Origin of the sequence: Curtobacterium sp. MCBD17_019 (assembly GCF_003234555.1) — a bacterium.
GTDB lineage: Bacteria > Actinomycetota > Actinomycetes > Actinomycetales > Microbacteriaceae > Curtobacterium.
The window spans coordinates 15,962-40,643 of record NZ_QKTT01000008.1; the positions used below are offsets into that span (position 1 = coordinate 15,962).

The window sequence follows — 24,682 nt, forward strand, 5'->3', positions numbered from 1 at the left end:
TGGGCCCGGACGCGCCAGGCACCGGGCCGCACGTGGGCCTCAGTACGATGACCGGCATGGTGCGGACGCGGATGTGGCGGAACGGGACGGTCGCGGCCGAGGACTTCCCGGTGGAGGACGTGTCCGACCACCTCGAGCGTCCTGACGAGGTGGTGTGGGTCGACTTCACGGACCCGACGGCCGACGAGCTGGCGCGCATCGAGGACGAACTCGGCATCCACGCGCTCGCGAGCGAGGACGCACTCGAGCCGGGGCAACGGCCGAAGCTCGACCGGTACCACGGCGCCCTGTTCCTGGTGGCGTACGACGTGACGTGCTCGCGCGGCGGCACCGACCTGGTGACGCACGAGGTCAAGGCGTTCGTCACCGAACGCGCCGTCGTCACCATGCACGCGCCGGGCTTCGACGCGCAGGAGTTCGTGCGCCGCTGGGACGCCAACGACGACCTGGCCGGCCACGGTGCCGCGTTCCTCGTGTGGGGCGTCCTCGACGTGCTCGCGGACCACGCCACCGCGACCGTCGAACAGCTCGAGGACCTCATCGACCACCTGGAGGACGACCTGTTCGAGGTGTCCGCGCAGACGTCCCACATCCAGCGGCGGTCGTTCGCGCTGCGGAAGGCGCTCGGGACCCTGCGGCGGCTCGTCGGGCCGCAGCGCGAGGTGATCCAGACCCTCGTCCGTGGTGACGCGACGCAGGTCAGCGACGGACTGCGACCGTACTACCGAGACGTGGCAGACCACATCACGTCGGCCACGGAGCAGGTCGACCAGCTCCGTGAGTCGGTGTCGAGCGTGCTCGAGACGAACCTCAACCTCGCGTCGAACCGCATGAACCTGGTCATGAAGAAGGTGACGAGTTGGGCGGCGATCATCGCGATCCCGACCGCCATCACCGGGTGGTTCGGGCAGAACATCAAGTTCCCCGGCGAGGGCGCCTGGTCCGGGCTCGTCGCGTCCGCCGTGCTCATCGTCGTGTCCTCGGTCGCGCTGTACACCGTGTTCCGTCGGCGCGACTGGCTCTGACGCCGACGACGGCACGACCGGCCCACGCCGGGGGTGCCACCGGCGCTCAGCGGGCGACGAGGACCGCCGCGACGCCCGCCACGACGGTGAGCGGGGCGACGACGCACCCGAGCGCCGCGTAGCGACCCCACGACAGCGCGATGCCCTCGGCGCGGAGCCGTGCGTGCCAGAGCAGCGTGGCGAGCGACGCCCACGGCGTCACGAGGCACCCGGCGTTCACCCCGACGAGGAGCGCCGCGTACCGCACGGCCGCGTTGCCCGCCGCCGGCTCGAGCACGAGGTACGCGGGGAGGTTGTCGATCCCGTTCGCCGCCAGCGCACCCGCGCCCGCGAGCCCCAGCAGGGACCCGAAGCCGTCACCGCCGTGCAGCGCCCGGACGAGCGGATCGGTCGAGCCGGCTGCATGCAGTGTCTCGACGGCGACGAACAACCCCGCTGCGAGGATGAGCGGCTGCCACGGAACACGAGCGGGGCGGAGCACGTCGGGTCGGCGGACGGCGGCGACCACGATGAGGACCGCGGCCGCGGCGAGCGCCGCGACCCACACGGTGACGCCGGCGGTCAGCGCCACGACGAGGGCCGCGAGGACCGCGGAGGCCGCGACGAAGAACACGCGGTCCTCCGGTCGGCGCACGGGCGGGGGCGCGTACCCGCCGCGCAGCCGGTGACGGAACACGACGAGCAGCACGACGCACGGCACGAGGACCCCCGCGAGCGCCGGCAGCGCCATGAGCCCCGCGAACGCCGGCGGCCCCGCCAGTCCGATGCGCGAGACGGCGAGCAGGTTCGTGAGGTTCGACACCGGTAGGAGCAACGACGCGGTGTTCGCCAGCCACACGGTCGTGAGCGCGAAGGGCATCGGCGGCAGCTGGACCCGCCGAGCGAGGGCGATGACGATGGGCGTCAGGAGCACCGCGGTCGTGTCGATCGAGAGGAACACCGTGCACACGACCGCGAGCACGACGACGGCTGCCCAGAGCCCGAGGGTCCGGCCACGCCCGACCCGGGCCGCGAGGTCGGCCAGCCGGTCGAACACGCCCGCGTCCGCCGCGAGTTCGGCGACGATCGTGAGGCCCAGCACGAACGCCAGGACCGGGACCACCCGGTCGGCCAGCGCGAGGAGCGTGGGCACGGGCAGGACACCGACCACGACGCACACCGCTCCGGCGACGAGGAGCAGCGCCCCGATCGCGGCCTGACGCACGGGGCCTCCTGGTTCGTCCTGATCACCGTCCGCTGCGGACGGCGCTCCACCATACCCACGGGTAGCGTGGCCTGGAACGACACCAGGAGGCACACGTGCGGAAGTTCTTGTTCAACGGATCGGTGCTCAGCGCGCTCTTCAGCGGGTGGAGCGTCCTGCAGACGACGCGGAAGGGACCGCGCGACTGGCGCCTCGCCCTGACGTGGGTCGCGTGGCTCGCCACGACGATCGTCGCGGTCGGCACCGTCATCGAGGACGACCGGATGATCAAGGGCCGGCAGCAGGTCCGCTAGCGTCCCGCGGGTCGTGGGGCGCCCGCCGGGTGCGCTGCCACGCGGCGTCGGCGGGCGGGATCTGGTCCGGCCGGATGCCGGAGGTCTGGATCGGTCCCGTGAAGAGCGCGGCGCGGTCGCTGCCCTCGTCGCCCCCGAACAGGGCGGAGCTCGTGGCGGTGGACGGCTCGCGCCGCGACCGCGGTCGGTCCGGCGTCGGGTCGACCATCATGACCCGTTGCAGCGGCAGCGCATCGGGGTGCGTGCGCTGGATCCAGGCGATCATCTCCTCGCGGACGTAGCAGCGGAGGTCGAACAGGCCGGGTGCGTCGTGCGCCGTCACGAGGATCCGCACGTGCACGAGTCCGTTCACCGCGTCGGTGACCTGCAGGACCTTGGTGCGCCCGTCCCAGAGGTCCGTCGTCACCAGGATCCGGTCGAGCTCCGTCCGCATCTGGCCCGGGCTCACCCGCCAGTCGAGGTCGAAGTCGACGCTCCCGAGGAGCTCGCTGCTCGTCCTGGTCCAGTTCTCGAACGGCGTCGTCGTGAAGTACGTCGAGGGCAGCATGAAGCGCCGGTCGTCCCACAGGTGCACGACGACGTAGGTGAGCGTGATCTCCTCGATCCGGCCCCACTGCTGCTCGACCACCACGACGTCGTCGACCCGGACCGCGCCCGAGAACGCGAGCTGCATGCCCGCGAACACGTTGCCGAGGGTGGACTGCGCCGCGATGCCGGCGATGACACTGATGAGGCCCGCGCTCGCGAGCACGCTCGCGCCGGCCGCCTCGATCCCCCGGAACGTCAGGAGGATGGAGCCGACGGCGATGACGACGACCACGACGACGGTGAGCCGCCGGATGATGAGCACCTGCGTGCGGATCCGCCGCGCGACGCGGTTGTCCGGGACGTCCACGCGGTAGCGGTGCAGACCGAGGTCCTCGAGGAAGATCGCGAGCTCGCACGCCAGCCAGGCACCCGCCGCGATGGTCACGATGAGGAACCCGTGGGTGACGTCGTCCCGCCACGGGTACAGCCGGGCGTCCGGCCGGATGGAGGACGCGAACGCGGTCCAGAGGAACGCGACGAGCAGCACCGTCCGGGTCGGGTGCTTCGTGCGGCGCGACAGCACGGCCGCCCATCGGCCTCGGCGTGCGAGGGCTCGGAACACCAGGTGGAGGACGAGCGCCGTCGCCGCGGTCAGGAGCAGCGCGAACCCGACGGCGACGAGGAGACGGATGAGCGGTGCCATCCGTCCATGGAACCACGCTGACACGTGGCGACGGCTGGACGACGACCGTCGCGCAACCGTCGCTGCCCCCCTGGTCCGGGAGCACGTCCGGCAGCTCGTCGGTACGGTGGCGGGATGACCGCGCAGGACCACAGCGACACCGGACGGCCACCAGCGAACGACACCGGACGGGCGTCCGGCAACGACTTCGCCCACGAGCAGGAGGGGTTCCAGCACGGCCTGAAGCCCCGGCAGCTCCAGATGATCGCCATCGGCGGAGCGATCGGCACGGGTCTGTTCCTCGGCGCCGGCGGACGGCTGCACTCCGCCGGACCCGCGCTGGCGGTCGTCTACCTGATCGCGGGGATCTTCGCGTTCTTCATCCTCCGCGCGCTCGGCGAGCTCGTGCTGCACCGTCCGTCGTCCGGCTCGTTCATCTCGTACGCGCGCGAGTTCTACGGCGAGAAGTTCGCGTACGCGGCCGGGTGGATGTACTTCCTCAACTGGGCCATGACGTCGATCGTCGACACCACCGCCGTCGCCCTGTACCTGCACTACTGGGCGGGCACGCGCGCGATCCCGCAGTGGGCGCTCGCCCTGGTGGCCCTGCTCGTCGTGCTCGCCGCGAACCTCGTGGCGGTCAAGGTGTTCGGCGAACTCGAGTTCTGGTTCGCGCTCATCAAGGTCGCTGCGCTCGTGGCGTTCCTCGTGATCGCACTCATCTGGCTGTTCTTCGCGTTCCCGGTGCAGACCGGCGGCGCGAGCGTCCACACCGGCTTCTCGATCTGGGGCGACCACGGCGGGCTGTTCCCGACCGGGCTCCTGCCCGCGGTGCTCGTCGTGCAGGGCGTCGTGTTCGCCTACGCTGCGATCGAGCTCGTCGGCACGGCGTCCGGCGAGACGCAGGACACCGAGAAGGTGATCCCCCGGGCGATCAACTCGGTCGTGCTCCGGATCGCGGTGTTCTACGTCGGCTCGATCATCCTGCTGTCGCTGCTCCTGCCGTACACGTCCTACGAGGAGGGCGTCAGCCCCTTCGTCACGTTCTTCTCGTCCATCGGCAACCCGCAGGTCGGGCACGTCGTCGGATCCGTCATGAACTTCGTCGTGCTCACCGCAGCGCTGTCGTCTCTGAACGCAGGGCTGTACTCCACGGGCCGGGCGCTGCACTCGATGGGCATGAACGGCTCCGCGCCGAAGTGGACGACGAAGATGTCGAAGGGCGGGGTGCCGTTCGCGGGCATCCTGCTCACGGCCTGCTTCACGCTCGCCGGTGTCGTGCTCAACCTGTTCGTGCCGAGCCAGGCGTTCGAGATCGTCCTCAACGTGTCGGCGCTCGGGATCGTCACCGCGTGGGGCACGATCATGCTCTGCCAGATGCGACTCCGGGTCTGGGCCAAGCAGGGCCTGGCGAAGGAGCCGACCTTCCGGCTCCCCGGCGCCCCGGTGACGTCCTGGCTGACGCTCGCGTTCCTGGTGTCCGTGCTCGTGCTCATGGCGATCGACTGGCCGATCGGCACGCTCACGATCGCGTCGCTCGTGGTGATCATCCCGCTGCTCGTGGTCGGGTGGTTCCTCCAGCGCGACCGGATCCTCCGCATCGCGTCGCTCCGGGAGGGCGTCACCGGTCCGTACCCGGTCACGGGACGCGACCCGCGGGCACAGGTCCGCCGCCGCGAGGACCGCTCCTAGCCGGCAGCGGCCGCGGCGACCAGTTCCACGACGGGACCGGCCTGCGCGAGCCGGTCCCGGTCCTCCCGGCCGAGGCGGTCGTCGGTCACGACCGTGTCGGCGACGTCGACCGGTCCGATCACGGCGAACCCGGTCCGGCCGAACTTGCTCGAGTCGGCCGCTGCGATCACGGCGTCGCTGACGGCACACCCCTTGCGCTTCACCGCGGCGTCGTCCGGGTCCCACTCCATGAACCCCGCCTCGAACGACACCGCGCTCGCCGTCATGACGAAGTGGTCGAAGCGGTGGAGGCCGAGGTAGTCGAGCGTGTCGGGGCCGATGAACGACTGCTCGCCGTGCCGCACCGCGCCGCCCGGCATCCGGAGCCGCACGGTCGGCGAGGACGCGAGCTGCGCCGCGATCCGCAGGGAGAGCGGACACACGGTGACGACCCGGTCCGCGAGCGCCTCGGCGACGGCGAGGCCCGTCGAGCCCCCGTCCAGGAGGACCGTGTCTCCGTCCGCGACGAGCCCCGCGACCCGCGCGGCGATCGCTCGTTTGACCTCGACGTTGGTCTTCGCGCGTGCCGCGAACGGCGGCTCGTAGCCGCTCCCGACGGGGAGGGTCGCACCGCCGCGGACGCGCTTGACGAGCCCTTCCGCGGCGAGTTCGTCGAGGTCGCGCCGGACCGTCATCTCCGTCACGGAGAGCAGTGCGCCGAGGGCCGCCACGTCGAGTCGGCCGTCTCGGCGCAGCACCTCGAGGATCGCCCCGTGGCGCTGCTCCTTCGATGCACCGCCGCGGACGCTGCCGCTCCCGCTCCCGCTCCCGCTCCCGCTCTTCACGCTCGCACTCTATCGAGGTCGAGACCGAGATCGAACATGTGAACAGTGTGTTTCAACGGTTGTGCTGTTCGATCACGGAACGCTATGTTTCCGTTACTTGTTCATTCGAACTCTACATGTGTTCGTTCCCACGGTCATCGACGAGGAGACCCCGATGCGTTCCAGTCCCCGAACCACCCCGCCGAGGCGCCGACTGGCGGCGTCGGTGGCCTCCGCGGCCATCGGCCTGCTCGCGCTCACCGCATGCAGCAGCGGTGCGTCGTCGTCCGACGCGTCGGACGGCCGCATCCACCTGACCATGTACCAGCAGTGGGGCGGTGGACACGAGCAGGCCGTCCTCGACCGACTCATCGAGCGGTACGAGTCGCTGCATCCGCGCGTCGAGATCACCGAGACCCCCGTGACGAACAACGCGAAGATCCTCGCGTCGATCACCGGTGGGGACGCGCCCGACATCGTCGACCTGGGCAACTCGCTGCCGCTCGGCGGGTGGGCCGCGGCCGGCGCCCTGCAGCCACTGGACCGGTACATCAGGGCCTCCGGCCTCGACACGAGCACGTACATCCCCAGCGCGATGCGCGCGATGACCTCGAACGGCAAGACCTACGGTCTCCCGTTCCAGGTGTTCACCTCCGGCCTCATCTACAACACGAAGCTGCTGGCGGAGGCCGGGATCACGAAGCCGCCGACGACGCTCCAGGAACTCGCCACCGACGCCGCGAAGCTCACCGAGCGGAACGCGGACGGCACGATCACGCAGATGGGATTCCTGCCGACCTACCCGGGCCCCGACCAGGGCCAGACCTGTCCCCTCATCTCCTACGGCTACGCGTTCGGCGGCGGCTGGACGTCGTCCGGCGGCACCGCGACGCCGACGCGCGCCGCGAACGTCGCGGCCCTGACGTGGGAGCAGTCGTTCTTCAAGCGCTACGGAGTCGCGAACGTGCAGAACTTCATCTCGAGCGCAGGCTCGTACCTCACGAGCGGCGACCCGCTCGAGTCCGGCAAGCTGGCGATGATGTTCGACGGCCCCTGGTCCGTCCAGTACGCCTCGGACAACCGGTCCGCAGCTGCCGGTGACCTCCGGGTCGTGCCGCTGCCCGCCTCCTCGACCGCGCCGTCCCGCGCCGGCAGCACGTACGTCGACGCGAACGCCCAGGTGATCCCGACCGGCGCGGAGCACCCGAAGGCCGCGTTCGACTTCATCAAGTGGGAGACGACGAACGCGTCGGAGACCGCCAGCTTCTCGGACACCGTCGGCAACATCCCGCAGCTCAAGGACACGCCGTCGTTCGCGCTCGCGTCCGACCCGCAGTTCGCGAAGTACATCGGCATCGCGAAGAGCGCCAACGCACGGAGCTGGACCCAGACCGCGACGAGCTCGAACTACGGCACGCAGCTCTGCGAGGCGCAGGACAACGCGCTCCTCAACGGCCAGAGCGCGACGGCAGCGCTCGAGGCGGTGACGGGACGGTGAGCGGCATCGCCTCCATCGCCCCACGTCCCGAGTCCGAGGTGGCCGGGCAGCGCGTCCCCGCTCCCGCGCGGGCCCGTCGCCGCCGCGGCATCCACAGCGACGGACGCCGCGTGGTCTGGTACCTCGCACCCTGGTTCGTCGGCACGGTCGTCCTCGTCGCCCTGCCGACCGTGCTCGCGGTGTACTGGAGCTTCACGCGGTACGACCTGTTCTCGAGCCCGGAGTGGGTGGGCCTGCAGAACTACACGACGCTGTTCCACGACCCGGTGTTCATCAAGTCGGTCACGAACACGCTGTACATGACCGTCATCGGGGTCGTCGCCGGCACGGCCATGGGCCTCGGCTCGGCGGTGCTCCTGGCGGAGCAGGGCCGCACGAACACCGTGCTGCGCGCCGTCGTGTTCATGCCCGCCGTGGTCCCGCCGGTCGCGACGGGGATCGTCTGGACCTTCATCCTCAACCCCGAGTACGGACTCCTCGACGCGGGTCTCCGCGCCGTCGGACTCGCTCCGATCGGGTGGCTCAGCGACCCGGCCCACGCGAAGCTCGGGCTCGTCATGATGGTGCTCTGGGGCTCGGTCGGCCAGGTCATGATCACGTTCGTCGCCGCGCTGCACGAGGTGCCCGAGGACGTGCTCGAAGCGGCCTCGCTCGACGGAGCCGGACGGTTCCGAACGTTCTGGAGCGTCGTGTTCCCGACCCTGCGGCCCGTGCTGCTCTACAACGTCGTCATCGCCACGCTGTTCTACTTCCAGTTCTTCGAGCAGGCGTTCGTCGTCAACCCGTCGGACCTCGGCGCCCCCGGACAGTCCACGCTGACGTACGCGGTCTATCTCTACCAGCAGGCGTTCACGTTCCTCCGGATGGGAAGCGCAGCCGCGATGAGCGTGCTGCTGCTCCTCGCCTCGAGCCTCGTGATCGTCGTATTCTTCGCCATCAACCGTCGTCTGGAGCGCTGACCATGGCAACCGACCTCCTCGTCGCGCCCCGACCGACGGCCGCACCCCGGGCCTCCCGGACGTCCCGCCGGTTCACGTCCGGCGCACGACTCACCGCGGGGATCGTGCTCGCGATCCTGTTCCTGATCCCGGTCCTGTGGATGGTCACCGGCGCGTTCAAGGACACCACGAGCGTCACGGCCAGTCCCCCGCAGCTGCTCCCGCACACGTGGCACCCGGGCAACTTCGCCGACGCGATCACGTCCATCGACTTCTGGACGTACCTGCGCAACAGCGCCGTCGTGACCGTCGTCACGGTGATCGGGACACTCCTGGCGTGCGTTCCCGCGGCGTACGCGTTCGCCGTCTTGCAGTGGCGTGCCAAGGCGCCCGTGTTCGGCGTCGTGCTGTTCAGCATGATGCTGCCGTTCCCGGCGATCATGGTGCCCTGGTACCTCATCTTCAAGCAGCTCGGGATGATCGGGACGCTCGCCCCGCTCCTCCTGCCGCCGTTCGCCGCGCAGTTCGTCACGCCGGCGTTCTCCTCGGCCCTCGCGATCTTCCTGCTCCGCCAGTTCCTGCAGCAGATCCCCGGCGAGATCGTCGAGGCCGCGAAGGTCGACGGTGCGGGCAGCTTCCGCATCCTCGTGCAGATCCTCATGCCGCTCGCCCGACCGGTGCTCGTGACCATCACGATCATGACGGCGTTGAGCAGCTGGACGGCGTTCGTCGGCCCGCTCATCTTCCTCAACGACGCCTCGCTCGACACGCTCTCGCTCGGACTGCAGCAGTACCAGAGCCAGCACTTCACCGCCTACAACCTGCTCCTGGCGGCGTCGACGCTGTTCATCATCCCGGTGCTCGCCGTGTTCCTCGCCGGCCAGCGGTACTTCACTGCCGGCGCGACGCAGGGCGCCGTCAAGTAGCGGACCGCGCCTGCCCGACCCCGGCCCGCCGGCGGTCGTCCGGGAGGCCCGTCCCCCTTCCGACCCCGGGTCGCCGTCCCCCCTCGCCGGCCCGGTCCCCACCGCCGCGCGCCGCCGCGGCACGATCAGGAAGCTCCACATGACCGAGATCACCCCCTTCGAAGCCGACATCCTGGAACAGCCCGCGGCCTTGCGGCGCCTCGCCGCCGCCGGACCCGCCGCCGGCATCGAGCGCGTCACCGACCGACCGTGGGACCGCGTCGTGCTCACCGGTATGGGTTCGTCGCACTTCGCCGGCATCCCCACGTGGCGCGCACTCGTCGCGGCCGGCGTGCCCGCATGGAGCGTCGACACCGGACAGCTGCTCGACACCCCCGAGCTCGTGACCCCGTCGACCCTCGTCGTCGCGACCTCGCAGTCCGGGGCGAGCGGCGAGGTCGTCGAGCTGCTCGACCGCATCGGCGCTGGATCGATCAGGCCGGGCGCGGTCGTCGGGATCGCGGACGACGCCACGAGTCCGCTCGCCGTCCGTGCCGACGTCCACCTGGCGCTGAACAGCGGACCCGAGGCGACCGTGAGCACGAAGAGCTACGTCAACACGCTGGCCGTGCAGCGCGCGGTCGCGCTCGCACTCGGCGGTGGCGACACGGCGGGACTCGCCGACGACCTGACGAGGATCGCCGACACCGTCGAGGACATGCTGTCGCGGGTCGACCTCGGCGGGTTCGCCCGCGCGACGGTCGCCGAACCCGGGCGCCGTGTGGCCATGGTCGGCCGGGGCGACGACGCCGCGACCGCGCTCCTCAGCGGTCTCATCACGAAGGAGTCCTCGAAGGTGGCCGCGGAGGGCCACGTCGGCGGGCAGTTCCGGCACGGGCCGTTCGAACTCGCCGGGCCGGGACTGACGACCGTGCTCTACGGGGTCGACGAGTCCGAGGGCGGCGTCGCGCTCCAGCGGCTCGGCGCGGACCTCGTGGCCACGGGGGCTCGCGTGCTCACCGTCGGGACCAGCGCGGTGGACGGCGCGACCGCGGTCCCCGCTCCGCGCAGCGGCCCGGTCGAGGGACTCGTCACGGGCGCGGTCGTCGCCGAGTTCCTCGCCGTCGCGTTCGCGCGCGCGGCAGGGGTGGTCCCCGGAGCGTTCGCGTACGGCTCCAAGGTGACCACGGCACTGTGAGCGCCGTGCCCGACCTCCCCGCCTCCGTCCGCGTCGGCATCGACATCGGCGGCACCGGGACCCGGTTCGCCGCGATCGACGCAGAGGGCGTCGTGGTCGCACGGCACACCGTGCGCACGCCGGTCGCGGTCGACGCGGGTGCCGCCACGGCGTTCCTCGCCGACGGGATCGCCGTCGTCACCGCGGGTGCCGGCGGGCAGGTCGGGCCCGCGACGATCTCGGGCGTCGGGATCGGCGCCTCCGGCCCCGTCGACGCGGACGGCATCGTCCGCAACCCGCACACGCTGCCCGGGTTCTCGGACATCGCGCTCGCCCCGCTCGTCACCGCGGCCAGCGGTGCACCCTGCGTCGTCGAGAGCGACGCGGTTGCCGCCGCGGTCGCGGAAGCGACCGTCGGTGCGGGCCGTGGGGCGGCCGACCTGCTCCACGTGACGATCGGGACCGGTATCGGCGTGGCCGTCGTCCGGCACGGGTCACCCGTGCTCGGAGCGGACGGGTTCCAACCCGAGGCGGGACACCTCGACGTGCCCGACGAGGAGCCGGCTCCGTGTTACTGCGGACGGACGCGGTGTTGGGAGCAGACGGCATCGCGTTGGGCGCTCCAGCGGCTGGCCGGCGTCGAGGACGTCGGCGGGCTCGACCGACTGGCGGCGGCGGCGCTCGACGGGGTCCCGACGGCGCAGGCCGTGTTCGACCGGTACGGACAGCGCGTCGGGCTCGGTCTCCGCACCCTCGTGACGGTCCTCCGACCCACGCGCGTCGTCATCGGCGGCGGTGGTGCGCGGTTCCTCGACGCCTACCGCGACGCGACCGTCCGGACCGTCCGAGCCGTGGCGCTGCACGGCCTCGACCTCGACCTCCGCGCGACCGCGCTCGACGACGACGGTGGGGCGGTCGGTGCGGCGTTGCTCGCCGCGATCTGACGCCGACGGACTGCTGACCGAGGACGCCGACGGACTGCTGACCGACGCTGTCGGCCGGTGGTCACGTCCGGGTCCGGTCGGACCTCAGTCGTCCGCCGACCAGTCCCGGACGAGACCGGCGAGGGCGCGGTCCACGACGGTCGCGGGATCGCCGCCGTCCTGCCGGGCCCAGAAGGTCATCGCGGCGAACACCGCGGCGGCGATCGCGCTGGTACGGACCTCGAGGAGCAGCGGCGACGCGTCCGGTCCGAGCCGCCGGCGCAGCTCCCCGACGACGAGGTCACGGCCCGCGCCGAGCCGGGTCACCGCACCGGCCGACAATCGCTCGTGGTCCGCGATGAGACGCAGTCGCGCCCGCGTCACGGGGATGAGCGAGGACGGGAAGGTGAGCGCGGCCACGTACGCCGTCCGCATCGCCTCGTAGGGGTCGGCCCTGTCCGGCAGCGCGGCGAGCTCGGCGGCGATCCGGTCGGCCGCCTCGGCGGTCCCGCCCCAGACGAGGTCGTCCTTGGTCCGGAACACCCGGAAGAGGGTGCGCCGACTGACGCCAGCCGCCACCGCGACGTCGTCCATGGTCACCGCATCGAAGCCGCGCTCGGCGAACAGCCGGAGCGCGACCTCGGCGACGCGGTCGGGGTCCACCTCGACGGGACGGCCCGTTCTCGCTGCTGCCACCGGGCCTCCTTTTGGCACTGGGTGCTATAACTGCTTCCGGGCCGACCCGCGGCCCGTGTTCGACGAGGAGCAATCATGACGCAGACCATCACCCCGGGACGATTCGACGGGAGGACCGTCATCGTGACCGGCGCCGGTTCCGGCATCGGCCGGGCCACCGCCACCCGGCTGGTGCAGGAGGGCGCCCGCGTCGTCGCCACCGACGTCGTCGCCGACCGACTCGACGCCCTGCGCGGCGAGCTGGCCGGGCACGACGTCGTCACCGTGGTCGGCGACGTGGCGCAGGCCCCGACGATCGACGCCGTCATCGCGGCCGCCGACGGATCCGTGCACGGCCTGGCGAACGTCGCCGGCATCATGGACGCGTTCCTGCCGCCGGCCGAGGTCGACGACGCGACGTGGGACCGCGTCATGGGCGTCAACGTGACGGGGCCCATGCGTCTGACGCGCGCGGTGCTCGGGCTCATGATCCCCGCCGGCGCGGGCTCGATCGTCAACGTGGCATCGGAGGCGGCGTTCCGCGGTTCGGCCGCCGGCGTCGCCTACACGACGTCGAAGCACGCCGTCGTCGGCCTCACCAAGAGCGTCGCGTTCTTCTACGGCCCGAGCGGCGTCCGGGCGAACGCCGTCGCGCCCGGAGCGGTCATGACGAACATCGAGGCCCCGATGCGATCGGACTTCGCCGCCGGGCGTATCGGACCGATCATGCAGGTCACCGTGCCCCAGCCCGCCGAGGCGGAGCGGCTCGCGGCTGCGATCACCTGGCTGCTCAGCGACGACGCCGCGAACGTGAACGGCGCGGTCCTGCCGAGCGACGGCGGCTGGTCGGTCGTCTGACCCGAGGCGGCCGCCGGCGCGGTCAGGAGGACGTGCCGGCGTCACCGGCGTCGGCACCCGTTCCGGTTCCGGTGCTGGTGCCCGCGCCCGTGCCGGTTCCGGTTCCGGTTCCGGTTCCGGTGCCGCTGCCGGTGCCGGTGCCGGTGCCGCTGCCGGTGCCGGTGCCGGTGCCGGTGCCGGTGCCCGAGCCGCTACCCGACCCGGTTCCGCCCGGGAACTCCCCCGTCCCACCACCCGGCGAGCCGTACCCGCCGGTCCCGCCGCTCGGGAACTGCTGCGTCGTCGTGCCGGACGACCGATGCCCGATGACGTACCCGCCGACGCCACCGACGAACAGGGCCACGACCGCGACCGCAGCGACGACGGCCGGCCAGAACCAGCGCCGCGACGACCTGACCGCGGTCGGCGGCAACATCACGGGCGGCACGCGCACCGACGGCACCTCGCTCCATCCCGGGACGCCGCCACGCCGCTCCCCGCCGGGCCCCCGGGGCATCGGATCGGGCGCCGGGCGCTGGTCCACCCCGGGAGCGGGCGTGTGCTCCCAGTCGGGGCGTCGGTCCGTGTCGTTCGTGCTCGTCATGGCTGGTCTTCCTGATCGTGGTGCTCCCGGACCTCCGGGCGTGTGCAGCGCCGCGAAGCGCTTGGATCGATGACACCGCTCCCGCCTGTGGCACCCGTATGACGGCTCGGTGCGTCCGCTCCGAGAGCACGAACTGCCGGAACGGGCGTCGCTCGGTTCCTTGGCGGTTCCTTGGTCCGGGACGAACAGGATCGTTCCCGTCGCCCCTCCTTCAGCGGAAGCGACGCCCGCGCGGTGCTCGCGCCCGGTACCCCCTTAGGCGGCGTGGGCACCGCGCCGGGTCTGCAGCTGTCGGTCGAGCCCCCACGTCGCGGTCGTGCCGTCGGGCCGCACCGCGAGGACCACGCACCCGTGCTCGGACGCGGCGAGCGCGGCGGCGGTCGCACCACCGGCCATCACGGCCGTGGCGAGGACGTCCGCGGTCACGATGTCGGCCGCGACCACGCTCGCCTGGACGAACCGCTCGCTCGTCGACTGGTCGCCGAGCGGAGACCAGATGTGTGCGCCACGCTCCGCGGTCCCCGAGGTCGCGACGGCGCGGTGCCGGGCGAGGAGCCGCACGCGACGGATGAGCGACGATCGGTCGGCGGGGTCGACGATCCCCGCGGTCCAGGGGCGCCCGGTCATGGTCGTGCCGGCGACGAGGACGTCACCACCGATGTTGCACACCCACCCCACGGCGTCGAGGTCGTCGAGCACGGCGCCGACCCGCTCGATCGCGAGCGCCTTCACGATGCCCGCGAGGTCCACGGTGCCGTCGGGTCGATGGGGATCGAACGCGCCTCCCGAGCGGTTCCGCCAGTCGATCGCGAGCGCGTACACGGCTCGGTGCTCCGCGCTCGTGTCGCCGAGGCGGAGTCGGCCGTGGGCGACGGCGCTCGCCGGGGAGCGTGGGTCCCAGCGACTGAACTCGCGGTCGAGCCGGTCGACGACGGCGGTGATCCGGCCCTCCAGGCCGCGGGTGTCGCCGCGGGGTCCGTCGACCCGGATCGACGCCATCGTGCCCATCGTCGGCACGACGAGTCGCACGCCGTCGGGCGCGTCGATGCGTCTGACGCCGGCGCCGTCCCCGGTCGGTGTCACCGACCCGATCGACGTCATCGCGCCTCGTCGAGCGCCGCCTGCAGTGACTGCAGGTACGCGTCGCTCGTGTAGGTCGCGCCGCTGATGGTGTCGACGTCGGCGGACTGGGCACTGAGGACCTCGTCCTCGAGGAGCGGTGCCGCCTGCTCACTGATCATGACGGAGCGCTGCTCGGCGTCGGTGAGGTGGAGGGGTGTCACGGCCGTGATCTTGCCGCCCGACACCGTGACCTGCACCTGGACGTCGCCGTACTGGGTCGACACCGTGGAGCCGGTGAAGGTCCCGTCGGTGAACGTCGCCGTGCTCGTCGAGCCGGACGACGTCGAGCCGGACGACGACGAACCGGACGACGACGAGCCGGACGACGAACCGCCGTCGTCGCCACTGGCCGCCGGGGTGGTCGTGGTGGTCGTCGTGTGTGGCTGCCCGACCTCCCAGGACCCCAGGACCACGGCGACCGACGCGAGGACCCCGCCGATGAGTGCCCGTTTCCTCATGACCACCCTCTCCTCACCAGTCGAATCGTTCGCGGTGCAGCCGGTCCGCGGGCAGACCCGCGCGTCGGGCGTCCGCCTCGACGAGGTCCGACCAGCCGTCCGGTCCGCAGATGTACAGGTCGCTGTCCGCGATGCCCGGCCAGACGGTGCCCGCACTGACCCCGCGCGCCGTGTCAGCGGCCGCGAGCCACCCGTTGGAACCCGGGCCACGCGGTCCGATGCTCGTGTACACGCGGGCGCCGTGGTCGGTCGCCCACTGGAACACCTCGTCCCACAGGTACGTCTCGCGCTCGCTCCGGGCGCGGAGGAGGATCGTCACGGCGCCCCGGGGCACGTCGAGGTGGTCGAGGAACGCGCGGATCGGGGTGACGCCGATGCCGGAGGCAGCGACGGCGATCCGGTCGCCTGCCCGGACACGGTCGGTGAAGACACCGTACGGTCCGGCGAACGACACGCGCGTTCCGGGCGGGAGCGTCGCGAGTCGACCGCTCCCGGCACCGAGGGACCGGACGGTGATCCGCAGCCGCGTGCTCGACGGAGCCGCCGACAGCGACAGCGGATGGGCGTGCCACCAGGTCTCGCCGGACCAGAACCGCCAGATGAGGAACTGTCCGCCGCGCGCCCCGAGTCGGTCGAGCCGACGTCCGCGGATCCAGAGCGACACGACGTCGGGCGCGATGCGCTCGACGTGCTCGACCACCATGCGGTGCCGGACGCTCCGGATCGCGGGCAGGGTGAACCGGAACCAGCCGATCGCGCCGATCGCCGTCGCGTACAGGAGGATCCAGTACGTGCGCTGCCACGAGCCGTGCGCGAGCATGCCGCCGAGCGACAGCTGGTGTGGCAGAGCGATGAGCACCGCGACGTAGCTGAGGAGGTGGACGGCGTGCCAGCCCTCGTACGGCAGGTACCGTCGGACCGCGACGACGCTCGTCACGACCACCGCGATCATCGCCAGGATCGCGAGCAGCGAGAGGAAGACGTCGTACGTGGTGACGAGCGTCCACCCCTCGGCGAGGACATCGACGTGCGCCTCGAGCGCGTACCCGACGACGAGCAGCACCGCGTGGGCCAGCAACAGGTACAGGGACGGCTTGCCGAGGGACCGGTGCACGGCCATCGCGCTGTCGTGTCCCACCACGCGGTCGATCCACGGGATGCGGGCCGCGAGCACGATCATCACGAGCACGAGGTCGGTCCCGACGAGGCCAGCCGCGATCCCGAGGTCGGTGACGACGACACCGATGCCGTCCCACCGCACCGGGACCGCCGTGAGCCAGAGCGCGAGCGCCATGGCGGCCGACACCCACACCGCGACGACGAGCAGGTCGACGGTGACCTGGCGCGTCCGGTGCCGCCGGCGGAGCTGCCGCTCGGTGGGGCGCCGTGTGGGCGCTGCCCGCCCAACCGTCCCGATCGCCATGGGGTCTCCGATCCGCTGCGACGCCAGCGCCCTGCCGGTGGTCGTGGGATGATCGAACGGTCTCAGGCTGTGTCGATCCCATGAGCGGGCCGGGGGCGGGTTGTGAGAACGCGCGGGTTCTCCTCAGTGGCCGTACCCGCGCACGGCGGCTCCGAGAATCGACCGAGAAATGCCCGGTCACGCCGCGGATGTGCTGGGAGACTGCAGGTGATGACGAATCCCCCCGCACCCGCTGCCGCCGGACCCCAGCCGCGGCCAGCCCGAGCCCAGCACGTGTTCGTGGTCGACCGGACCGAGCGCCTCGGTCCGCACCTGGTCCGCGTGCACCTCGGCTGCCCCGCGTTCGACGACTTCGTCGCCGGGGCGTCGCCCGACCGGCTGGCCGCCGCCGACAAGTACGTCAAGCTCCTGTTCGCGCGTCCGGACCTCGGCCTCACCCCGCCGTACGACCTCGACGCGCTCCGCGGCCGACTCGCGCCCGAGGACATGCCGGTGCGCCGGACCTACACCGTCCGCGCCGTCGACCCGGTCGCCCGCACCATCACGATCGACTTCGTCGTGCACGGCGACGCGGGCGTCGCCGGCGTCTGGGCCGCGTCCGCACGGCCGGGCGACACCCTCGCGCTGTCCGGTCCCGGAGGCGGCTACTCCCCCACCGCCGACCCGGCGACCTGGCACCTCCTCGTGGCCGACGACTCCGCCTTGCCCGCCGTGGCCGCCGTCCTGGAGGCCCTGCCCGCCGCCGCCTCGGGACGCGCGTTCGTCGAGGTGGACGGCCCCGAGGACGAACTCCCGCTCGCGGCCCCGGACGGGGTCGTGGTGCGGTGGCTCCACCGCCGTGGGCCTGATGGAGCCGTCGCCGAAGCCGGGGCGCTGCTCACGGACGCTGTTCGCGGACTGTCGCGGCCCTCCCGGCCGGTCGCGGTGTTCGCGCACGGTGAGCGCGGCGCCATGCAGGCGATCCGAGCGATCCTGCAGGACGGCTGGGGAATCGAGCGCCGCGCGATGTCCCTGTCGGCATACTGGGCGCTGGGTCGCGCCGAGGACCGATTCCAGGCCGAGAAGCGCGAGCCCGTCGGGCAGATCTTCGCCGACTGACCCCGCACCGCCCGCCCGCCGGGCCGGGTGCGCACCGCCCATCCTCGATCCGAGAGCGACCCGTGACCGAACCGACCACCCGGCAGCCGTCCGCCGACGCCGTGCCCCGCCGCGCCTGGCAGGCGATGATCGTGCTCCTCGCGGGCATGTTCATCGCACTGCTCGACACCACCATCGTGAACGTCGCCCTGCCGACGATCCGCCAGTCGCTCGACGCGTCCGAGGCGACGCTGTCGTGGATCATCTCGGGGTACGCGCTCGCGTTCGGGCTGACGCTGATCCCGGCCGGACGGGTCGGCGACCGCATCGGGCACAAGTGGGTGTTCTTCTCGGGGCTCGCGCTGTTCACCGCCGCGAGCTTCGCGTGCGGCATCGCCTCGGACGCCGTCTGGCTGGTCGTGTTCCGCGTGGTCCAGGGTCTCGCGGGCGGCATCTTCGTCCCCGCGGTCACCGCCCTCATCCAGCTGCTGTTCCCGCCGCGGACGCGCGGACGTGCGTTCGCGATCATGGGTGCCGTCATCGGGGTGTCCACGGCGCTCGGGCCGATCCTCGGTGGTCTGCTCATCCAGGCGTTCGGGGACACCGACGGATGGCGCACCGTGTTCTACGTCAACGTGCCGATCGGGATCGCGACCCTCATCGCGGCTGTGGCGCTCCTGCCGGCCCGACGCGACCTCGACGTCCGCGAGGGCGCGAAGGGCGTCGACCTCGTCGGACTCCTGCTCGTCTCCGCGGGCCTCGTGGCGCTGCTCGTCCCGCTCATCCAGGGCCAGGACGAGGGGTGGCCGCTCTGGACCTACCTGACGCTCGCGGCCGGTGTCGTGCTCATCGCCCTGTTCGCGCTGTGGGAGCTCCGGATCAGCCGCCGAGGCGCGGCACCGCTCGTCCCACCGCACCTGTTCAGCCACGGGGCGTTCACGGGCGGCGTCATCCTCGCCCTGGTGTACTTCGCCGCGTTCACGAGCATCTTCTTCACGATCTCGCTCCTCTGGCAGAGCGGCCTCGGCCACACCGCGCTCGAGTCCGGGCTCGTCGCGACCCCGTTCGCCGTGGGCTCGATCGCCGGCTCGTCGCAGAGCGCCCGGCTCGTGGGCCGGCTCGGACGCAACGTCCTCGTGCTCGGCACGGCGCTCGTCACGATCGGGCTCGTGTGGTCCTGGCTCGTCCTGCAGCTCACGGACGCGTCCGACCTGACGAACTGGGAGTTCCTGGCGCCGCTGTTCATCGCCGGCGTCGGCAACGGGTTCTTCATCGCCCCGAACGTGCAGATCATCGTCGCGACCGTCGACCCCGCCGAGGCCGGCGCCGCGAGCGCGGTCGTCAACGCGATCCAGCGGGTCGGCGCAGCCATCGGCATCGCGGTGATCGGGTCGGTGCTGTTCGGGACGCTGACGGTGTCCGGCCGCTCGAAGGCCGCGCTCGCCACCGGGTTCGCCGACGCCGCGGCCCACGCCATGCTCGTCAGCGCGGCGTTCGCGCTGCTCGCGTTCCTGCTCGTGTTCGTGCTCCCGCGGGGGCAGCAGCCCGGACGGGGGCAGCAGCCCGGCCAGGGGCAGCAGCCCGGACGGGGGCAGCAGCCCGGGCAGGACGCGCAGACCGAGCCCAGGCCGCACGACGAGCACACGGCCGCCGCCGACCACACGGCCCCCGCCCAGCCCACGCAGCATCACGACCACACACCGGCCCACCTCGCATCGGGGGCCCCGACGGACGCCGGTGGCACACGGGTCCCGGCGGAGCACCACGCCCGCCACGTCGCGCCGCCGGACACCGGAGCCTGATCGTCCCCATGGCCGCACCCTCCGGATCCCGCCGCGCCGTCGTGACGCGCCGGTCACTCGTCGTCGGGGCGGTCGGCGTCGCCGCGGTCGGTGCCCTCGGTGCCGCCGTCGACCTCCGGGCGCTCCCCGGGCGGTCCACCCTGTACCGGGTGCTCGGCCTGGACGGCCACGCCGGGCGCATCCCGGACGTCCGTCCCGTCCCGACGAGCTCGGGCTCGTTCACTTCGCGCGCACGACGCGGTCGACGGGTGGGCTGGACGGTCGCGGCGCCGACGTCGGACCACGCGCTCCCCGTCGTCGTCGCGCTCCACGGGTACGGGGACGACCACGCGGACCTGTTCGGAGACCGGCTCGGCCTCGACCGGTTCCTCGCCGAGCACGTCGACCACGGTGGTGCGCCCTTCGCGATCGCCGCGGTCGACGGGGGCGACCGCTACTGGCACCGGCGGGCCGACGGTGACGACCCCGCGTCGATGGTGCTCGACGAGTTCCTCCCCCTGCTCGCGCGGCAGGGACTCGACACGGGCCGCCTCGGGTTCACCGGGTACTCGATGGGCGGGTACGGCGCACTGCACTTCGCGGGAGTGCTCGGGCGCCACCGCGTCCGCGTCGTCTCCGCGCTGTCCCCCGCGCTGTGGACCACCGCCGGGGACACCGCCCGCGGTGCGTTCGACGACCCGACCGACTTCGCCGCGAACACGGTGACGGGCCGGCAGCGCGCGCTCGACGGCATCCCGGTGCGGATCGACTGCGGCACCGGCGACGGATTCGAACCGGCGGTCCGGACGTACGTCGACGGATTCACCCGTCGTCCGGCCGGTGGGTTCGAGGCCGGCGGCCACGACATGGCGTTCTGGAGGCGCCTGGCACCCGACCACGTCGCCTTCCTCGGGCAGCACCTCACCTCGGCGACCTGACGGGCCGGCGGACGGCGGCGCCCGCCAGCCCGGCTAGCATCGGTGGAGTCACCGATCGGGCCTCGATTTGGGTCCGGGGTGCTCCGTCGAGCACCGGTCCGCCGCCCACGCCGTCCGGGAGCCCGCCATGACCGTGCCCACATCCGTGCCCGTCCCCACCGCCGTCCCGATCCCGGACTGGCGCGCCCCCGGTTCCCCGGCGCTCGACCGGGCCCTCGATCGCGCCGAGTCGGACGAGCCCATCGACGTGGACGACGCCACCGCCCTGCTCGGAGCCCGCGGTCGCGACCTCGACCGCCTGCTCGCCGTGGCCTCCCGGATGCGGGACGCCGGACTCGAGCGTGCCGGACGCGCCGGCGTCATCACCTACTCGAAGAAGGTGTTCCTGCCGATCACGCAGCTGTGCCGCGACCGCTGCCACTACTGCGTCTTCGTCGACACCCCCGGGGGCCTCGCCACGCGCGGCATCCCGACGTACATGGAGCCGGAGGCGATCCTCGCGATCGCCCGTGCGGGTGCGGACATGGGCTGCAAGGAGGCCCTGTTCACGCTCGGCGACCGCCCGGAGGACCGCTGGCGTGCGGCGCGCACGTGGCTCGCGGACCACGGGTACGACTCGACGCTCGACTACGTGCACGCGATGGCACGACTCGTCCGGGAGGAGACCGGGCTGGTCCCGCACCTCAACCCGGGCGTGATGTCCTGGGCCGAGATGCAGCGCCTCCGCTCTGTCGCGGGCTCCATGGGGATGATGCTCGAGACGACCGCGACGCGGCTGTGGTCCGAACCCGGCGGCGTGCACCACGGGTCCCCCGACAAGGACCCTGCGCTGCGGCTCCGGGTCATCGAGGACGCCGGACGCTCCCGCATCCCGTTCACCACGGGCGTCCTGCTCGGGATCGGCGAGGACCACCACGACCGCGCCGAGGCCCTGTTCGCCATCCGCGGGCTGCACGAGCGGTACGGGCACGTGCAGGAGACCATCGTCCAGAACTTCCGCGCGAAGCCCCGGACGGCGATGCAGAACGAACCGGACCTCGGTCTCGTCGAGTACGTCGCCGCCGTGGCCGTCGCGCGCGTCGTGATGGGGCCGGACACCACCGTGCAGGCGCCGCCGAACCTCACCGACGCGGCCGAGCTCGACCTGCTCGTCCGCGCGGGCGTCGACGACTGGGGCGGCGTCAGTCCGCTCACCGCCGACCACGTCAACCCGGAGCGGCCGTGGCCGGAACTCGACACGCTCGCGGACCTCACCGCCCGGTCCGGGTACACGCTCCGCGAGCGACTCACCGCCCACCCGCGGTACCTGGCCGACGCCGACCGCTGGCTCGACGACGCCGTCCGACCCGCTCTGGAGGCCCTGCAGGACCCCGTCACCCGGCTCGCGGACGAGCAGGCACCCGTCCGCGGTCGGTCCGCCACCCGCGACGACGGCGCGCCGGTGCGACTCGGGCGCGACGCGGCGGCACCGCCCGTCGGCGATCCCCGGGTCGACGCCGCACTCGCCGCGGCGACCGTCGCCGTCGGGACCGACCCGTCCGCGATCACGGACGAGGACGCCGCCGTGCTGCTCACCGCCCGTGGCGCGCAGCTCGACGCGCTCGCCGAGCTCGCCGACCGCGTGCGGGCCGCGGCGGGACTCGACGCCGTGACCCACGTCGTGAACCGCAACATCGACACCGCGCGGCTCGTCGGGGATGACCACGAGGCCGGGAAGGGGGACGGTCTGACCGTCGAGGACGTCGCAGCACTGGCCGCGGAGGCGGCGGCGCTCGGCGCCACGGAGGTGTGCCTGCAGGGACGACCCGACCCGGCCCTCCCGGCTGCCGTGTACACCGACGTCGTCCGCGCGGTCCGTCGCGCGGCCCCCGCCCTGTCGGTGCACGCCTTCCGGCCACCCGAGCTCGTCGACGGCGCGGCCCGTGCGGGGGTCGACCTGCCCGGGTTCCTCCGGATGCTCCGGGACGCCGGCGTGACGAGCGTGCCCGGCACGGCCGCCCGTGTCCTCGACGACGACGTGCGCGCCGTGCTCAGCGAGGGGCAGGACTCACCGGCGACGACCTGGTCCGAGACGATCAGCGCCGCGCACGCGGCCGGTCTGCCCTCGACCGCGACCCTGGTCTACGGGCATGTCGAGACGCCCGAACAGGTCGTCGCGCACCTCCGGACGATCGCGCGCGTGCAGGACCGCACCGGCGGGCTCACCGAGTTCATCCCGATGCCCTTCGTCCCGGCGGACGCACCCGCCGCGGTCGCGGCGGTCGCCGGGCCCGGTCCGACACCGTCGGAGTCCCGCGCGGTCATCGCGGTCGCACGGCTGCTGCTCGCGGGGCGGATCGACCACGTGCAGGCGGCGTGGACGAAGCTCGGGCTCGCGACGGCGGCCGACGTGCTCCGAGGTGGCGCGGACGACGTCGGCGGCGTCCTGCTCGACGGCGCGCTCCGACCGTCAGCCGGCCCGGAGGCGGGCCTCGTGCTCGAACGGCGGGACCTCGAGGCACTCGCGGCAGCCGCGGGACGTCCCCTGCGGGAGCGACGGACAGACTACGGGGCCGTGACGCGCGAGGGCGAGGGCTCCCCCGCGTGACCGGGCCGGTCGCACCGTCGCCCTGGCACACCCTGCCCGCCGTGGTCGACACGGTCGTGGTCGGGGCCGGCATCGGCGGGATCGCGGTGGCGTCGGGCCTGTTGCGGGCGGGACACCGGGACCTCGTCGTCCTCGAGCGCGCGGACGACGTCGGCGGGACGTGGCGTGACAACGTCTACCCCGGCGTGGCATGCGACATCCCCGCCCGTCTCTACGCGTTCTCGTTCCGCCCGAACCCCGACTGGAGCCGCCGGTTCGCGCCCGGCGCGGAGATCCAGGCATACCTGCAGGGCGTGGCCCGCGCCGAGGGCGTGACGCCCCACGTGCGCTTCGGCACCGAACTGCTCGACGCGCGGTGGCACGAGGGACCCGAGGACGCGGCCGGCTGGGTCCTCACCACGAGCCGCGGGGTGGTCCGGTGCCGCTCGCTGATCCTCGCGGCCGGCCGGCTGTCGGAACCCCGGCTGCCGGCCGTGCCGGGGCTCGATCGGTTCCCCGGCACCGTCGTCCACAGCAGCGCGTGGGACCCGAGGACGTCGGTGGCGGGCGCGCGGGTCGCGGTGATCGGTACCGGTGCATCGGCGGTGCAGCTCGTGCCGCACGTGGCAGTCGAGGCGGCACGGACGGTCGTGTTCCAACGCTCGGCGCCCTACGTCGTCCCGCGGAACGACGAGGCGGTGCCGACGACGGAGCGCGAGCACGCCGCGGCCGACCCGGCGTTCCTCGCGCGCGAGCGCGCCACGCTGTTCGACCAGGCCGAGGCTGGGCACGTCGCCCGCCGCGCTCCCGGTGCCGCCCGCGACGCCCTGCGTCGGCTCGCGCTCGACCACCTCGCCGCGCAGGTGCCCGACCCGGCGATGCGACGCGCGCTCACCCCGGACCACGAGATCGGGTGCAAGCGGGTCCTGCTCTCGGACGACTACTACCCGGCGCTGGCGTCCGGTCGCGCCGTGCTCGAGTCGTCGGCGCTCGTCGCGGTGGACGACACGGAGGCCGTCGCCGACTCGGGGCGCCGGCACCCGGTCGACGTGATCGTGCTCGCGACGGGCTTCGCCGCCACCGAACCGCCCGTCGCCCGACGCGTGCGGGGCCGCGACGGCCTGTTGCTCGCCGACCACTGGGGCGGCGGGATGACGGCCTGGGCGACGACCCTGGTGGCCGGGTTCCCCGACCTGTTCGTCGTCGACGGGCCCAACGCGGCGCTCGGCCACAACAGCGCCGTCGACATGATCGAGACGCAGGCACGGTTCGTCGTCGCGGTCCTGCGACGCGCGCGGGCCGACGGTGCGCGCACGGTCGAGGTGGACGCCGACGCCGAGCGCCGATGGACCGCGGACCTCGACGCGATGGCCGCGGGCACGGTCTGGCTGACCGGCGGATGCCGCAGCTGGTACGTCGACGAGCGGAGCGGCCGGCTCACCCTGCTCTGGCCGGGGACGGCGCGCGCGTTCCGGCGGACCCTCGAGCGGTTGGCCACCCAGCCGCTCCCCCGACGAGCGGCCTGAGACGCAT

22 protein-coding genes are annotated in these 24,682 nt (G+C 72.8%); 14 read left to right on the forward strand and 8 right to left on the reverse strand.

Going from position 1 to position 24,682, the window contains the following annotated elements; genetic code table 11:
- Nucleotides 1–56 precede the first annotated feature (56 nt).
- Nucleotides 57–1,025 (forward strand): magnesium transporter CorA family protein, encoded by a 969-nt coding sequence (locus DEI82_RS09035; RefSeq protein WP_220035637.1) that lies wholly within the window; start codon nucleotides 57–59, stop codon nucleotides 1,023–1,025.
- A gap of 46 nt (nucleotides 1,026–1,071) precedes the next feature.
- On the opposite strand, the gene DEI82_RS09040 is transcribed toward DEI82_RS09035, so the two are convergent.
- Complete coding sequence (locus DEI82_RS09040) at nucleotides 1,072–2,229, reverse strand: SLC13 family permease (protein WP_111036568.1); 1,158 nt, start codon at nucleotides 2,227–2,229, stop codon at nucleotides 1,072–1,074.
- A gap of 95 nt (nucleotides 2,230–2,324) precedes the next feature.
- Between DEI82_RS09040 and DEI82_RS09045 the strand changes: the two genes are divergently transcribed.
- Nucleotides 2,325–2,522 (forward strand): hypothetical protein, encoded by a 198-nt coding sequence (locus tag DEI82_RS09045; protein WP_111009585.1) that lies wholly within the window; start codon nucleotides 2,325–2,327, stop codon nucleotides 2,520–2,522.
- On the opposite strand, the gene DEI82_RS09050 is transcribed toward DEI82_RS09045, so the two are convergent.
- A complete protein-coding gene (locus DEI82_RS09050) occupies nucleotides 2,497–3,753 on the reverse strand; it encodes a mechanosensitive ion channel family protein (protein ID WP_111036569.1) in 1,257 nt (418 codons plus the stop codon). The genes DEI82_RS09045 and DEI82_RS09050 overlap by 26 nt on opposite strands.
- 114 nt (nucleotides 3,754–3,867) lie before the next feature.
- On the opposite strand from DEI82_RS09050, the gene DEI82_RS09055 reads away from it, so the two are divergent.
- A complete protein-coding gene (locus tag DEI82_RS09055) occupies nucleotides 3,868–5,424 on the forward strand; it encodes an amino acid permease (RefSeq protein ID WP_111036570.1) in 1,557 nt (518 codons plus the stop codon).
- On the opposite strand, the gene DEI82_RS09060 is transcribed toward DEI82_RS09055, so the two are convergent.
- Nucleotides 5,421–6,248: a DeoR/GlpR family DNA-binding transcription regulator gene (locus tag DEI82_RS09060; RefSeq protein WP_111036571.1), complete on the reverse strand. Its 828-nt coding sequence runs from the start codon at nucleotides 6,246–6,248 to the stop codon at nucleotides 5,421–5,423. The genes DEI82_RS09055 and DEI82_RS09060 overlap by 4 nt on opposite strands.
- 154 nt (nucleotides 6,249–6,402) lie before the next feature.
- Here DEI82_RS09060 and DEI82_RS09065 point away from each other — a divergent pair, with 154 nt between their 5' ends.
- The 5 genes from DEI82_RS09065 to DEI82_RS09085 all read left to right on the forward strand — a co-directional run bounded on the left by DEI82_RS09065 (nucleotide 6,403) and on the right by DEI82_RS09085 (nucleotide 11,689).
- Nucleotides 6,403–7,725, forward strand: coding sequence for an extracellular solute-binding protein (locus DEI82_RS09065; RefSeq protein ID WP_146242874.1), 1,323 nt, complete (start codon nucleotides 6,403–6,405; stop codon nucleotides 7,723–7,725).
- Complete coding sequence (locus tag DEI82_RS09070) at nucleotides 7,722–8,684, forward strand: carbohydrate ABC transporter permease (protein WP_111036573.1); 963 nt, start codon at nucleotides 7,722–7,724, stop codon at nucleotides 8,682–8,684. The genes DEI82_RS09065 and DEI82_RS09070 overlap by 4 nt, the downstream gene beginning before the upstream one ends.
- A 2-nt stretch (nucleotides 8,685–8,686) precedes the next feature.
- Nucleotides 8,687–9,589 (forward strand): carbohydrate ABC transporter permease, encoded by a 903-nt coding sequence (locus tag DEI82_RS09075; RefSeq protein ID WP_111013425.1) that lies wholly within the window; start codon nucleotides 8,687–8,689, stop codon nucleotides 9,587–9,589.
- Nucleotides 9,590–9,728: 139 nt separating this feature from the next.
- Nucleotides 9,729–10,766 carry an SIS domain-containing protein gene (locus tag DEI82_RS09080; protein WP_111036574.1) on the forward strand — a complete coding sequence of 346 codons (1,038 nt, stop codon included), beginning with the start codon at nucleotides 9,729–9,731 and terminating at the stop codon, nucleotides 10,764–10,766.
- 5 nt (nucleotides 10,767–10,771) lie between these two features.
- Nucleotides 10,772–11,689, forward strand: coding sequence for an ROK family protein (locus tag DEI82_RS09085; protein ID WP_181435164.1), 918 nt, complete (start codon nucleotides 10,772–10,774; stop codon nucleotides 11,687–11,689).
- Between the two features lie 84 nt (nucleotides 11,690–11,773).
- Here the strand turns inward: DEI82_RS09085 and DEI82_RS09090 are convergent, their stop codons facing one another.
- The gene (locus DEI82_RS09090; RefSeq protein WP_220037254.1) at nucleotides 11,774–12,364 is read right to left on the reverse strand and encodes a TetR family transcriptional regulator; all 591 of its coding nucleotides are present in this window, start codon (nucleotides 12,362–12,364) and stop codon (nucleotides 11,774–11,776) included.
- A gap of 75 nt (nucleotides 12,365–12,439) precedes the next feature.
- Here DEI82_RS09090 and DEI82_RS09095 point away from each other — a divergent pair, with 75 nt between their 5' ends.
- Nucleotides 12,440–13,201: an SDR family NAD(P)-dependent oxidoreductase gene (locus DEI82_RS09095; RefSeq protein ID WP_111036577.1), complete on the forward strand. Its 762-nt coding sequence runs from the start codon at nucleotides 12,440–12,442 to the stop codon at nucleotides 13,199–13,201.
- A gap of 22 nt (nucleotides 13,202–13,223) precedes the next feature.
- Here DEI82_RS09095 and DEI82_RS09100 read toward each other — a convergent pair whose 3' ends face one another.
- The 4 genes from DEI82_RS09100 to DEI82_RS09115 form a co-directional block, all read right to left on the reverse strand.
- A complete protein-coding gene (locus DEI82_RS09100; RefSeq protein WP_111036578.1) occupies nucleotides 13,224–13,784 on the reverse strand; it encodes a hypothetical protein in 561 nt (186 codons plus the stop codon).
- A gap of 255 nt (nucleotides 13,785–14,039) precedes the next feature.
- A complete protein-coding gene (locus DEI82_RS09105) occupies nucleotides 14,040–14,885 on the reverse strand; it encodes an FAD:protein FMN transferase (RefSeq protein ID WP_111036579.1) in 846 nt (281 codons plus the stop codon).
- On the reverse strand, nucleotides 14,882–15,364 hold the full coding sequence (locus DEI82_RS09110) for an FMN-binding protein (RefSeq protein ID WP_111036634.1): 483 nt from the start codon (nucleotides 15,362–15,364) through the stop codon (nucleotides 14,882–14,884). The genes DEI82_RS09105 and DEI82_RS09110 overlap by 4 nt, the downstream gene beginning before the upstream one ends.
- 13 nt (nucleotides 15,365–15,377) lie before the next feature.
- Nucleotides 15,378–16,787, reverse strand: a complete 1,410-nt coding sequence (locus DEI82_RS09115; protein WP_146242875.1) for a ferric reductase-like transmembrane domain-containing protein — start codon at nucleotides 16,785–16,787, stop codon at nucleotides 15,378–15,380.
- 210 nt (nucleotides 16,788–16,997) lie between these two features.
- On the opposite strand from DEI82_RS09115, the gene DEI82_RS09120 reads away from it, so the two are divergent.
- The 5 genes from DEI82_RS09120 (at nucleotide 16,998) to DEI82_RS09140 (ending at nucleotide 24,675) form a co-directional block, all read left to right on the forward strand.
- Entirely contained in the window at nucleotides 16,998–17,885 is an 888-nt protein-coding gene (locus DEI82_RS09120) for a siderophore-interacting protein (protein WP_111036581.1), read from the forward strand.
- 62 nt (nucleotides 17,886–17,947) lie between these two features.
- Nucleotides 17,948–19,666, forward strand: a complete 1,719-nt coding sequence (locus DEI82_RS09125; RefSeq protein ID WP_258372021.1) for a DHA2 family efflux MFS transporter permease subunit — start codon at nucleotides 17,948–17,950, stop codon at nucleotides 19,664–19,666.
- Nucleotides 19,667–19,674: 8 nt separating this feature from the next.
- Nucleotides 19,675–20,583: an alpha/beta hydrolase family protein gene (locus DEI82_RS09130; protein ID WP_111036582.1), complete on the forward strand. Its 909-nt coding sequence runs from the start codon at nucleotides 19,675–19,677 to the stop codon at nucleotides 20,581–20,583.
- 127 nt (nucleotides 20,584–20,710) lie between these two features.
- Nucleotides 20,711–23,170, forward strand: a complete 2,460-nt coding sequence (cofG, locus tag DEI82_RS09135) for a 7,8-didemethyl-8-hydroxy-5-deazariboflavin synthase CofG (protein ID WP_111036636.1) — start codon at nucleotides 20,711–20,713, stop codon at nucleotides 23,168–23,170.
- Nucleotides 23,167–24,675: an NAD(P)/FAD-dependent oxidoreductase gene (locus tag DEI82_RS09140; protein ID WP_220037255.1), complete on the forward strand. Its 1,509-nt coding sequence runs from the start codon at nucleotides 23,167–23,169 to the stop codon at nucleotides 24,673–24,675. Before cofG ends, DEI82_RS09140 begins: the two co-directional genes overlap by 4 nt.
- Nucleotides 24,676–24,682 lie beyond the last annotated feature (7 nt).

Coding starts and splice junctions, on each gene's coding strand:
- DEI82_RS09130 (WP_111036582.1), top strand. CDS start 19,675: ATGGCCGCACCCTCCGGATCCCGCCGCGCCGTCGTGACGCGCCGGTCA.
- DEI82_RS09050 (WP_111036569.1), bottom strand. CDS start 3,753: ATGGCACCGCTCATCCGTCTCCTCGTCGCCGTCGGGTTCGCGCTGCTC.
- DEI82_RS09120 (WP_111036581.1), top strand. CDS start 16,998: ATGACGAATCCCCCCGCACCCGCTGCCGCCGGACCCCAGCCGCGGCCA.
- DEI82_RS09100 (WP_111036578.1), bottom strand. CDS start 13,784: ATGACGAGCACGAACGACACGGACCGACGCCCCGACTGGGAGCACACG.
- cofG (WP_111036636.1), top strand. CDS start 20,711: ATGACCGTGCCCACATCCGTGCCCGTCCCCACCGCCGTCCCGATCCCG.
- DEI82_RS09055 (WP_111036570.1), top strand. CDS start 3,868: ATGACCGCGCAGGACCACAGCGACACCGGACGGCCACCAGCGAACGAC.
- DEI82_RS09110 (WP_111036634.1), bottom strand. CDS start 15,364: ATGAGGAAACGGGCACTCATCGGCGGGGTCCTCGCGTCGGTCGCCGTG.
- DEI82_RS09105 (WP_111036579.1), bottom strand. CDS start 14,885: ATGACGTCGATCGGGTCGGTGACACCGACCGGGGACGGCGCCGGCGTC.
- DEI82_RS09065 (WP_146242874.1), top strand. CDS start 6,403: ATGCGTTCCAGTCCCCGAACCACCCCGCCGAGGCGCCGACTGGCGGCG.
- DEI82_RS09035 (WP_220035637.1), top strand. CDS start 57: ATGGTGCGGACGCGGATGTGGCGGAACGGGACGGTCGCGGCCGAGGAC.
- DEI82_RS09115 (WP_146242875.1), bottom strand. CDS start 16,787: ATGGCGATCGGGACGGTTGGGCGGGCAGCGCCCACACGGCGCCCCACC.
- DEI82_RS09095 (WP_111036577.1), top strand. CDS start 12,440: ATGACGCAGACCATCACCCCGGGACGATTCGACGGGAGGACCGTCATC.
- DEI82_RS09080 (WP_111036574.1), top strand. CDS start 9,729: ATGACCGAGATCACCCCCTTCGAAGCCGACATCCTGGAACAGCCCGCG.
- DEI82_RS09075 (WP_111013425.1), top strand. CDS start 8,687: ATGGCAACCGACCTCCTCGTCGCGCCCCGACCGACGGCCGCACCCCGG.